7 protein-coding genes are annotated in these 11,837 nt (G+C 34.5%); 4 read left to right on the top strand and 3 right to left on the bottom strand.

The window, feature by feature from the left end:
- Positions 1-138 precede the first annotated feature (138 nt).
- From AC0UBM_RS12480 to AC0UBM_RS12465, 4 genes are read left to right on the top strand one after another with little or no spacing between them, the layout of a single operon-like run.
- The gene (locus AC0UBM_RS12480; RefSeq protein WP_475688807.1) at positions 139-2,091 is read left to right on the top strand and encodes a site-specific DNA-methyltransferase; all 1,953 of its coding nucleotides are present in this window, start codon (positions 139-141) and stop codon (positions 2,089-2,091) included.
- Between the two features lie 3 nt (positions 2,092-2,094).
- A complete protein-coding gene (locus AC0UBM_RS12475) occupies positions 2,095-4,767 on the top strand; it encodes a DEAD/DEAH box helicase (protein WP_475688806.1) in 2,673 nt (890 codons plus the stop codon).
- Positions 4,768-4,770: 3 nt separating this feature from the next.
- Positions 4,771-7,566, top strand: a complete 2,796-nt coding sequence (locus AC0UBM_RS12470; RefSeq protein WP_475688805.1) for a TrlF family AAA-like ATPase — start codon at positions 4,771-4,773, stop codon at positions 7,564-7,566.
- A gap of 11 nt (positions 7,567-7,577) precedes the next feature.
- On the top strand, positions 7,578-8,483 hold the full coding sequence (locus tag AC0UBM_RS12465) for a DUF5655 domain-containing protein (protein WP_475688804.1): 906 nt from the start codon (positions 7,578-7,580) through the stop codon (positions 8,481-8,483).
- A 153-nt stretch (positions 8,484-8,636) separates the two neighbouring features.
- Here the strand turns inward: AC0UBM_RS12465 and AC0UBM_RS12460 are convergent, their stop codons facing one another.
- The 3 genes from AC0UBM_RS12460 to AC0UBM_RS12450 are packed head-to-tail and all read right to left on the bottom strand — an operon-like array spanning position 8,637 to position 11,652.
- Positions 8,637-10,223, bottom strand: a complete 1,587-nt coding sequence (locus AC0UBM_RS12460) for a type IV secretory system conjugative DNA transfer family protein (protein ID WP_475688803.1) — start codon at positions 10,221-10,223, stop codon at positions 8,637-8,639.
- Positions 10,224-10,228: 5 nt separating this feature from the next.
- Positions 10,229-11,260 carry a MobB family relaxase gene (mobB, locus tag AC0UBM_RS12455; RefSeq protein ID WP_092132099.1) on the bottom strand — a complete coding sequence of 344 codons (1,032 nt, stop codon included), beginning with the start codon at positions 11,258-11,260 and terminating at the stop codon, positions 10,229-10,231.
- An 11-nt stretch (positions 11,261-11,271) separates the two neighbouring features.
- Entirely contained in the window at positions 11,272-11,652 is a 381-nt protein-coding gene (locus tag AC0UBM_RS12450; RefSeq protein ID WP_092132097.1) for a BfmA/BtgA family mobilization protein, read from the bottom strand.
- Positions 11,653-11,837 lie beyond the last annotated feature (185 nt).

Raw genomic sequence — 11,837 nt, 5'->3', positions numbered from 1 at the left:
CTGGCTAAAAAAAATAGAAACGAAATAGAAACGAAATAGAAAACGAAAATAGAAAATCATAAACCCCTGTAAAACAGCCTAAAAACCTGTTTTGTATAGCGTTTAGAAATTTTAAGACATAAATAGAAATTGATACCAATGAGCAATAAAAAACAACTCCAAAAACTCGAACTCACTTGGATAGGCAAAGGCGAAGAACCTAAGCTCGAACCTCGTATTCTTATAGAAAACCCAGAGTACAGCTATGGCGACCCCAATAGCCCCAATATGCTCATACACGGTGACAACCTACTTGCCCTAAAAGCCCTTGAACAAGACTATGCAGGCAAAGTAAAATGCATTTACATAGACCCGCCTTTTAATACAGGTGCAGCATTTGACAATTATGATGACGGTGTAGAACACTCTATTTGGTTAGATTTGATGAACCGAAGAATTACAATTCTACATTCTTTATTACATAAGGAAGGTTCAATTTTTGTACACTTAGATGATAACGAAGTAGATTATTGTAAGGTTATTCTGGATACTATTTTTGGGAGATCAAATTTTATTAACAGAATTACTGTTGAGGCAAGATCTCCTTCGGCCTTTAGTACGGTAAACCCCGGTGTTTTTAAATCATCTGAATATATTTTATGGTACGCAAAAAGCAAGTCGGATTGGGAAAGTAGAAGTATGAGAGTACCAACTTCAAGGGACACAGCTTATAATAAATATATTTTAAATAGAGAGAAAGACATATCAGAATGGATATTTATTCCATTGAAGCAAGCATTTTTGGAGTCTATAAACACAGATAGATTACAAGAGATTGATGAATTTTTAGAGAATTTATATCAAAATTGTAAAGGTGTTTCTAAAAAGGAAGTGGAGATATGGATTCAAAAGAACTTCTCCTTGCATTTAGTTTTCAACTTAAAACTTGTTTCAAATTATCTTACCTCTAAACTTAAAATAAATGACTATAAGTCTTTTTGGGAAGCGGTGTATATGTATATTTTAGATAAATGCTCATATAATTATTCTGAAAAAGACCTTGACCAGTTTGTATTTGAAAACTCACAAAACGTATTTAGAGAAACTGAGATTTCAGATGGTGGTGCAGGTCAAGAAACAGTTAAATTAAAATATGAGTCTTTGAACTCTCCTAACAAGGTGTTTATGCTTGAAAGGGATAATGGGCTTGATACTATTTACGTGTGGAATGGTAAACAAGTATCATTTTATAGTAAAAATGTAGAAACTATTGACGGTAAATTATCAGCAACAAAGCTATTAACGAATGTTTGGACAGATATGTCTTGGGAGGGCATTGCTAAGGAAGGAGGAGTGAAATTTAAAAAGGGAAAGAAACCAGAAAAGCTACTTAAACGCTGTATTGAACTAACGACAAATGAGGGTGATTTAGTTTTTGATTCTTTCTTAGGGTCAGGAACTACAGCTGCAGTTGCACACAAATTAAATAGAAAATATATTGGTATTGAGTTAGGTGAGCAGGCAAAAACACATTGTTTTTCTCGCTTAAAATCAGTAGTAAATAAGGACCAAACAGGTATCAGCAAAGCTATAAACTGGCAAGGCGGAGGCGGTTTCAAATTCTATACCCTTGCACCCAGTTTATTAAAGCAAGATAAGTTTGGCAATTGGGTCATTAGCCAAGAGTACAATGCCGATATGTTGGCAGCAGCAATGGCAAAGCAAGAGGGTTTTAAATACCAACCTCACGAAAGCAGCTATTGGAAACAAGGGCAAAGCTCCGAGCAAGATTTTATTTTTACCACGACACAGTTTCTTACTGTAGAAGCCTTAGACAGCATCAAAGACGAAATGCAACCAGGCGAAACTTTGCTCATTTGTTGTAAGTCTTTCCAAAAAGAATGCAAAGGCAAGTTTGGCAACATCACCATCAAAAAAATTCCTTTAATGCTTTTAGGCAGATGCGAATATGGTAAAGAAGATTATAGCTTGAATATTATCAAGATGCCTGTAGAAGATAAAAACGAAGAATCAGAGGATAATATTGAAGAAATCAGCGTACAAGCCATTAGAGATAAAAACAAATCAACCGACCAAACCTCATTATTTTAATTTATGAATTCAACCGCCAGAACTATAAAACAACGCTTATCACTACGTCAACCACTACAAAATTCACTCGATATTGTGGCTCAACTTTGTCAAGAATTAGAGCTAAAAAAAGAAGTTGATTTAGAAGCCGAATTAGAAAAAGTAAAAGCTCACTTTCCTACTTGCACCGATTTTGAAAGAGATTTTGTTTCTATTGCTTTTTCTATTGCCACAGGGGTAGGTAAAACCCGTTTAATGGGTGCTATTGTAGCTTACTTATACCTGCAAAAAGGCGTTAAAAACTTTTTCATTTTAGCTCCCAACCTTACTATTTACGATAAACTCATAGAAGATTTTGGCAATCCTGCTTATCACAAATATGTTTTTAATGGTATATCAGAATTTGTACACAACAGACCCGTAGTAATTACAGGCGATAATTATGCACAGCAAGGAGCATTATTTTCAGATTCCGAAATTCGCATCAATATTTTCAATATTGCCAAGTTCAATTCCGACAACAGAGGTACAAGAAAAGGTGGTGTTTCGTTAGCTCCAAAAATCAAAAGACTATCTGAGTATTTAGGTCAATCGTATTGGGAATATTTATCAAGTTTAGAAGATTTAGTCATTCTAATGGACGAAGCACACCGCTACCACGCAGATGCTTCTAAAAATGCCATCAATGAGCTAAAACCTATTTTAGGTATAGAAATGACAGCCACACCTTTTGACGAAAAAGGCAAACAATTCAAAAACATAGTTTTTGAATATTCTTTAGCCCAAGCCTTGTCAGATGGCAAGTATGTAAAGAACCCAGCTATTGCCACTCGTAAGAATTTCCAAAAAGGCTCTTTAAGTGATCGTGAAGTTGAAATCATCAAATTAGAAGACGCCATAAGCATACACCAAGACACCAAGAACGAACTGGAAATCTATTCCAAAAACAACGAAGTGAAATTGGTAAAACCATTCATATTGGTGGTTTGTAAAGACATTTCCCACGCCAAAGAAATATACGAACTCATCAATACAGATGGTTTTTATGATGGCCAATACAAAGGCAAAGTGTTACAAATAGATTCATCAACCAAAAAAGAAGAGGATATTGAGCAACAGTTTATTTCATTAGAAAGTCCAGATAACGAAATAGAAATTGTCATCCACGTAAATATGCTAAAAGAGGGTTGGGATGTAACCAATCTCTATACCATTGTGCCACTTCGTGCCGCTAATGCAGGTATTTTGGTAGAACAAACTATTGGTAGAGGATTAAGGCTACCTTATGAAGGCAAACGAACAGGCGTAGATAAAATTGATAAATTAACGGTAGTAGCACACGAAAACTTCAATGCTGTTATTGAAGCAGCACAAGACCCTAATTCGGTATTAAACAAAATGAGTTTTGTAGAAATAGCAGAAGAAGATTTATCTACTAAAACCGTAGTGGTTACCTCTCAGCCAGTAATGGAGCAAACCTTTTTAAAGGAGCAAGAGAAAATCAATGTCATTGTCAACCCACAAGACAAACAAAAGGCACAAAACAACTTAGATGCTAAAAAAGCAATAATCAATGTCCTTCCTGATTTTGGGAGTTTACCCGAAGTTAGAAGAGTAGAAGATTTAAGCAAAGAGGAAGTAAAACGCAAGGTAATAAGACAGGTAGAAAAAAACCTATCAGAAGGTCAAGGTAATTTATTTGCAGCTCAAATTGTAGCAGAAGCCAAAGAGGTGTATGATACAATGGTAACTGAATACAAAAAGAACATCATTGAAATTCCACGTATGGACTTGGTGCAAGGCGAAACAAGAGCCGAGTTTAAAGACTTTGATTTAGACATTACAGGTTTCAATTTCCAAGCCTTAGAGCAAGAGATTATCCGAATGGGTTTAAAAGATAAGCAAGTAGAAACACTCAAAGCAAAATCAAGCGGTTCGTATGGCAATCCAATAAAACTCATCATTGCAGAATTAATTGATTACCCAGAAATTGATTATGATGAAAATGCAGACTTATTGTATCATTTAGCCACCCAAGCCTACGAAGCTATCAAAGCCAATATAAGCAACGAAGAAGAATTGCCTTCGGCAATCTTCCAATTCAAAGCAGCCATAGCGGAAAAGGTTTACAATCAAATGAAACAGCACTTTCAGTTGCATTCAGCAGATTATGTTGCCCCAAGAGTATTTCCATTTATACGCATAGAGCAATGGAGTTTTTCTTCATTGGTAAATGCAGGCTACAAAGACTATCGTGATATAGTAAGCCCTACAAATATGATTCCTAAATACGTATTTAGAGGATTTGAAAAAGCTTGTCATTTTGAATACAAGTTTGACAGTAAAGCCGAACAAGATTTAGCCTTTGTATTAGAAAATGATGCCACAGTAATCAAGTGGTTAAGACCAGCACCCAACCAATTTAGAATTTATTGGGATAACAACTCAAAAAGGTATGAACCCGACTTTATTGTAGAAACAGAAAACACCATTTATATGCTTGAAGTCAAGCGTTCCGACCAAACCGAAGAAGAAACCGTATTAGCCAAAAAAGTAGCAGCAGAACGCTTCTGTAAATACGCTTCTGAATACACAGCAGAAAATCAAGGTAAAAAGTGGGTGTACTTAATCTTACCTCACAACGAAGTAAGCAGAACAGTAAGTATGAATTATTTAGCAACAAAGTTTAAAGGGTAGAATATGATAGAATTTAAAGGTTCAAAATGGTACAAATGCGACCTGCATTTACACACAATAGCAAGTGAATGTTTTGCTGATAGAGTAGTTACACCCGAGCAATGGGTTGATAGAGCCATTGAACAGGGTTTGCATTGTGTCGCAGTTACAGACCATAATACACCTTTAGGTATAAAAGAAATTCAAGAAGCTGCAAAAGATAAACCGCTTACCATTTTCCCTGGAGTAGAAATTACTTGTGATCCTTCAAAAGTTCATTTATTGATTTTATTTGACCCAACCAAAGGTGAAGAAGAAATTAAAAGCTTTCTAAGTAAGTGTGATATTGAACATACTCATTATGGAGACCAACTTGCCTCAACAATAAAATCCGTTTTTGATATAGCTGATATTGTAAAAGATAAATGTAATGCTTTAGTCATTCCTGCTCACATAGATGAATTTTCAGGGCTTTATGGTCTAAGTCATCAAAATTTGGAATTATTCTTTGATAGGCCAGATATAAATGCAGTTCAAGTAGTTCACAAGGCTTTTTATGATGACAATGTTCCTACCGATTTTCATAGTCAATTAGTACAATATTATGGCAATACAAAAAGTACAATTGATGTTACCGCTTGGAAAAAACCAGTTGATTTAGCACTATCAAATAATATTTCGGTATTAACTTTTTCAGACAACCCACATAAGGCAGGTGATTCTAAACACGGTCTTTGGGGTATTGGCTCTCGTTTCACTTGGATAAAAATGGATGAAACACCATCATTGGAGGGTTTAAGACAAGCATTTCTACTTCCTGAACATAGGGTAATAAATGATTTTGATATTAAAGAAACCGACCCTAATAAGCAACCCAATATTTGGTTTAAAAGCCTTAAAGTAAAGGGTACTGAATTAACCAAAAAGCAAGATTTAGAAATTGACTTTAATCCACAACTAAATACAATAATAGGTGGTAGAGGTAGCGGTAAGTCGAGTATTTTAAGGTTTATAAGAGGAATGTTCGACAGAACAGCAAATCTTAATGATTTTGAAGACCTTTTGAAGGAGCAAAACTCATTCTACAAAAAGGCAGAAACCTCTCATAAAAAGGAAACAATAGGCATTTTCATAACTGATACATCTGTTGTCGAAATAGAAATTGTTCGTAAAGATGTTCTTTATAAAATCGTAGCAAGTAAAATAAATTCCGCTTCAGAACAAATAATTGAAGTCTATAAATGGCTCGAAAGTTCTTGGAATGAAGTAAAAGATGATGATAAGGATATTTTAGAAATATTCGAATTTGAGCAGTACTCACAAAAACAGATTTACGAGATAGCAAAAAATCCAAATGCTTTGCGTGAAAGGATTGATAACGCTATTCCATCAATGCAAGTGTTTTTTGATAAAAAAAATAGAATTAAAAATGAGTTTTTGGAAGCAAGAACCAGTTTTAGAACAAAACAAGCCTCAATCAGTAATAAAACTAAAATCAAAACAGATTTAGAAGACATCAACAATACTTTAAAGGCGATTGATAAATCAGGTATAACTTCAACTATAAAAAGTAAAGATTTATTTATAGAAGATAATAGGTCTTTAACCAAATTTATTGAAAATCTTGATGCTTTAAAATTAGCATTAGATAACGTTAAAATTGACTTTTCACTTAACGAAATCGAAACAGAAAATATACAACCTGAACATAAAACTGAATTAGAAGGCTTGATTACCGCCACTTCTTTTTTGGTTGAGCTACAAGAAAAAGAACTTGATAAAATAATAGAAACGGTAGCAGGTATAAAAGCATCCTTTGAAGATTACATTCAAAAATCGGATTGGCAGAAAGCATTAAACATTCTTAATCAAGAAATTGAAAACAAGAAAAAAAGTCTTTCAGAAACAGAGATAGCATCACTTACTCAATATGAAGAACTTTCATCGAAAGTAGCAGCAAAACAGAAAGAGCTTCAAGTTATCAATGATACGGAGACAGAAATGAAAGAAATACACAACAAATGTGATTTACTTTTAAATGAATATGTATCCGTTTGTAAGGAGATAACAGAAACACGTTCCACTTTTATTAATAATAATATTAAAGACCCTTACTTGAAAATAGAAATAAAGGGCTTTAGAAATAGAGATGATTTTGAAAGTCAGTTAAGGTCAATAATTAGCAATGAATCTTCCTTTGGTGATGATATTGAAAAACTAAAAACATTATGTTTTACTGGTGTTGTTGAGGATAAAATACAAATTGCTAAAAAGGCACTTTTAGATGCTCATTATAGCGATACTTCATCTGAACATTTTCACGGCTTTTTCAAAAATGCCCTGAAAAAATTAAGCCCAAGTCAAATAGATAATATTGAAATCTTTATGCCAGAGGATGATATTATTGTAAAATATAAACCCGAAGGATCATCAGTATTTAAGCCTTTGTCAACAGCATCAGCAGGTCAAAAAACAGCAGCTATTTTAACATTTCTACTTTCTTTTGGAGATGAACCTTTATTGCTCGACCAACCCGAAGATGACCTTGATAATAGGTTAGTTTATGACTTAGTTGTAAAAGGCTTAAAGAAAGCAAAAGAGAAACGGCAAATTATAGTAGTTACTCATAATGCTAATATTCCAGTAAATGGTGATGCAGAATACATTCTATCAATGGATTCAACTACTACGGATATAAAAGTACTTCATTCAGGAACAGTAGAAAATAGTGCCATTAAGAAAGAAATTTGTGATGTAATGGAAGGAAGTGAAAAAGCATTTCAACTAAGGTCAGAACGCTATAAAACAATATTCTCATAACAACCATCAAAATGATTATATATAACACCGCAGGAAACAAGTTAGTACAAGTTAAGGAAAAGCCCTTTAAACTTGAACGTGAAATACAATCAATTTTTGAAAGTAACCTCCAAAATATTATGGGGTTATTGTTTGTTAAATCTGAATTTACCATTAAAAATAAGCGTATTGATACCCTTGCTTATGATAAGGAAACCAATGCTTTTATTATTATTGAATACAAGAGGGATAAAAATTACAGTGTGGTTGACCAGGGATTAACCTACTTAAATTTAATGCTCCAAAATAAAGCAGAGTTTATCTTAACATACAATGAAACATTACAAGATGTTTTACATAGTAAAGATGTTGATTGGTCACAATCAAGAGTTGCTTTTGTTTCTCCAAGTTTTACCGATAACCAAATATCTGCAAGCGATTTCAAAGACTTTGGTATTGAGTTATGGGAAATTAAGCAATTTGAAAATAATACTATTAGTATCAATACAATTAAGAAAAGTAATGGTGCTCCAAGTATCAAACCATTGTTGGAAAATAGCGACAGTCTAAAAGAAGTAAAAGAGAACATCAAAGTTTACACAGAAGAAGACCATTTCAGCAATGGTTCGGATTACATTATAGAATTATACGAGAAGTTTAAATCTTCAATTCTCAACCTTACAGATGGCATAGAAATATTACCACAGAAATATTATATAGCTTTTAAGAAAGGTTCAAACATTTCAGATATTGAAATTCAAAAGAAGTCATTGAAAATATTCATTAATGCCAAAATAGGCACTCTTTATGATCCAAAAGGTTTAGTAAAAGATGTTTCAAATATAGGGCATAGAGGAAATGGAGATTATCAAATCCAAATAGAAAACGACAAGGATATAGAATATATAATGAGTTTAATAAAGCAGGTTTTACAGTAAAATGGCAGATGCTATAAAATAGTAAAGGAAGGTATTAATAGAAATGGCTATCCTTACTTTAAATATAGTTGTTCTAACTGGAATTTCGGCTGTGAATATTTAGCTTTGGGTTAGTATATCGATTTGTGAAATTATTTCAGAAAGAATTTAAGTTTACGGTGTCCTAAAAATTGATTTTGCTTCCTCATAAATCCTCTCAAAATTAGATGCTAAATCTGCATTAGAAAACTCTTTGGAACTTAGTGGAAGCTCTCTTTCAATTTGGGCTAATTTAAACTGAACCTTTTTATCCCTTCCATCTGCATAGGTAATAAATTCGCCCTGTTTTAATCTGAAAAATACATCCGCTCTAATCTTCGGAATCTCCTTTTCTCCAGTCGTAATTCGAGTATCAAAATCTAAGTTGTGTCCACGGCTAATGCTTTTTGTTGGGTCTTTAACTATTTCAAAAAACCGCTCATAATATTTTGCAGTATCTGGATCGTTTACTTTTCCAAAAAACTGATATGAAAGATTACTCAAAATTGCTTTACTCGCCTTATCTCCGTACATCATATCATTTTGAATCTTGTCCTGCATTACATAAACTGTAGAAATATTATAACTCCGTAATGTTGCAGGAATACGGTGCATATTCAATAAACGGATTGTAGGCGCTTCTTCCATTAAAAGAAATGAAGGTTCGCTATTACGCACACTCATTTGCTTTGTAATCGTGTGAATTATAGTTGCAATCACTGGGGAATATGAAGTTTCAAATTTTGGATTATTGACAATCGAAATCACACAACGATTTTCTGGACTATTTATATTGAGAGGCACTTCATCTGCGGATAATGCCATAAAAATACGCTGTGTGCTAATTCGTTTGAGCGCATTTGCCAATGTACTTTTTACACCTGCGGTCTGCCGTTCAGAATCTTTTCCACTAATAAACGCATCTGCCATCGCTCGCGACGTAGTATTTGTCTCCAAAAACTTAATAAGGCTGTCGGTGTCCAGATATTGATAAACAGCTATTAAATGTGGTAAGGTGCAGAATTGAGAATAATCGGTTTTCAATTTCCAAATCAAGCCGCCAATCAAACCTTCCGCCGCATCATTAAAGAATTTGGTTGTTCCAGTCGTTCCAGATTCCCTTTGCTCTAAAAGGTTTTCGATTAGCACCCTTGAAACCTCGTTTACGCTTTCTTCATTCTCTAAATAGCGCGGTGCAATAGGATTTACTCTATGTATAATTCTATCAAAGGAAATGACCTTAAATGGAATAGAACTATCCTTGAAAAGTGGATATGCCATTTCGGTTAATTCAAAATCTTTGTAATCGTGGATGATTCCGCAAAAACCTTCTTTTCGGAAGTGCTTCAGGAATCCATAAACTACACTTTCGGTCTTTCCGCTTCCTGCAGAACCTATGACGGATGCTCCACGTTTAATATTATCTAATTTGAAATTTCCTTTGGTGGTCGCAAAGTTTACTTGGTATTTGCTATCGCCATTTTTCGGGCTTTCGGTTTTATGAAGAAAAACATACAGTCCTGTATTAATTAGCATTAGCGGACAAACCAAATAAAGTAATATAAATATCAATTCATTTCCTTCGGACAAATAGAGCACGAGGACTGAAAGCAATATGCTATTCAATACAAACGCATATTTTGATACTCGAAACATTCCATAGAAAACGGTACTGGCCAAACCAATAATTGAAAGTGTCATTATGAGATTGTCTATCTGCATACTCGTTAGATTCCTATTGAACTTGATTTTATGGCCACTTCTGCGCCACGTCTCAATCGCTTAAAGACCCGAAGTGCTATTTGTGCCTGACTTACTGGAATACTCGGCACTATGGGCAATCCTGATTTGCTTATAATTTTAAAAGCCAATGCTTTTTCATTGGCAGGTAATTTCATCAAAGCGGAAAAATATAGGTTTGGATTCTTTACAAAGGTCTTTTTAGCTTTGTAGGTCTCTGCGTAATTGCGCTTATATCCAAACGTCTTATCAAAAGTTTTTTCCGCTTTCGCGAAAAATGCATCTCTATCAAAACCTCGTTTTACTTTTTTTCCGTGCATTTCAACTTCAGAAGCTTTGTGTTTACTTCCTGGCGAAAGACTTACAGAATTTGAGGCATCCTTTCTGCTCACGATAATATGGATATGACTTTGGTTTCCATCTTTCGCCATTCCCTGGACAATTCGTTTTCCGTTTTGTTGATGTGGTGCTTGTCGTTCTAATTTGGCAATTTCCTTTTCCATTTTCTTGATATTCCCTTCAGCTCGTCCTTCTTGAACATTTCGGATATCCGTTTTGAGCTGAAGTATTTTTGTGGCGAAAGGTTGGTTCTCTTTTATCTGAAAGTCCGTCCCCTTGAAAGTTCTTTGATGCTCAATTTTGGCGTAGTATTTTATGTCGTCTATTGATATAGGTCGTCCATTGATTTCACGATTGAAACTGGCAACATAATCTTTCATCAGCTCACGAGTGTAAGTTTTTAAATCTTGACTATTGTTCTGAAGTTTTCGTAATTCATACTTTGATGGGCTGACTGTAATCGAATAAAACTTGGGCTCTTTCTTTTTCAATTTTGCCGTGTTTCCATCAATTTCTTTGACCACTTCTTCAGCTGAAATCTCGTCGCCATATTGGTTGAAAAAGTGTTCTATATCTGGTTGTTCTAAACCTTCATTTTCTTTCTCTAAATAGCCTACAAAATCCGCTGAACTTTGGCTATAATTACCGCCCATTTTTTGAGCTGTGATTGTGATATACATAGTTCAAATATTTATAGCTGATTATTCGGATTCTGCTTTTCGCGAAAGCGGACTTCCTTCTTTTCTTCGGCATATTTCTTTTCAACAATCAAAGGTTTTTTTGCAGGTTCTTCCATTTCAAAAAGGGATTGAATCATCGCCACCGTGGGTTTGGTTTGTGTCTTTTCTACATCTCGCATTATGGCGATAACGGCATTTATTCTTTTGAGAAGTTTTGCTTCGATGGTTCGCCCTGTTGGTCCTAATTTTTCCTTTGGCGATATTTCGTTGTAGAAGAAAAAATCGAGCATCGTAGCCATCGCCTCGGTGTGCGATTTAAAGTAAGTGCGTGAAAAAGTTTGGAAACGCTTCGCAGTTTCCTTTTTAAATCTAATTCCAATAAATGAGTCCATATTTCGCCGATTTGTCGCAAAATCTTCCCTAAAATTGGGCGTTTACAGCCCGTTTGTCGCAAATCGCTGATTGTCAGGAAATTAAAGTATATTCAAATCGCTGGTAATCAGCTATTTGAAAACGAAAAGGAATCCGAAACATCGCGCAGCGTGTTACCCTCTTGCTACTCCTTTTCGTTCGCCAC

This window comes from Formosa sp. F44 (assembly GCF_056238645.1).
Note: the sequence above shows the minus strand (reverse complement) of the source record. Positions and strands in the feature narration are given on the sequence as shown.

Coding starts and splice junctions, on each gene's coding strand:
- AC0UBM_RS12480 (WP_475688807.1), top strand. CDS start 139: ATGAGCAATAAAAAACAACTCCAAAAACTCGAACTCACTTGGATAGGC.
- AC0UBM_RS12475 (WP_475688806.1), top strand. CDS start 2,095: ATGAATTCAACCGCCAGAACTATAAAACAACGCTTATCACTACGTCAA.
- AC0UBM_RS12470 (WP_475688805.1), top strand. CDS start 4,771: ATGATAGAATTTAAAGGTTCAAAATGGTACAAATGCGACCTGCATTTA.
- AC0UBM_RS12465 (WP_475688804.1), top strand. CDS start 7,578: ATGATTATATATAACACCGCAGGAAACAAGTTAGTACAAGTTAAGGAA.
- AC0UBM_RS12460 (WP_475688803.1), bottom strand. CDS start 10,223: ATGCAGATAGACAATCTCATAATGACACTTTCAATTATTGGTTTGGCC.
- mobB (WP_092132099.1), bottom strand. CDS start 11,260: ATGTATATCACAATCACAGCTCAAAAAATGGGCGGTAATTATAGCCAA.
- AC0UBM_RS12450 (WP_092132097.1), bottom strand. CDS start 11,652: ATGGACTCATTTATTGGAATTAGATTTAAAAAGGAAACTGCGAAGCGT.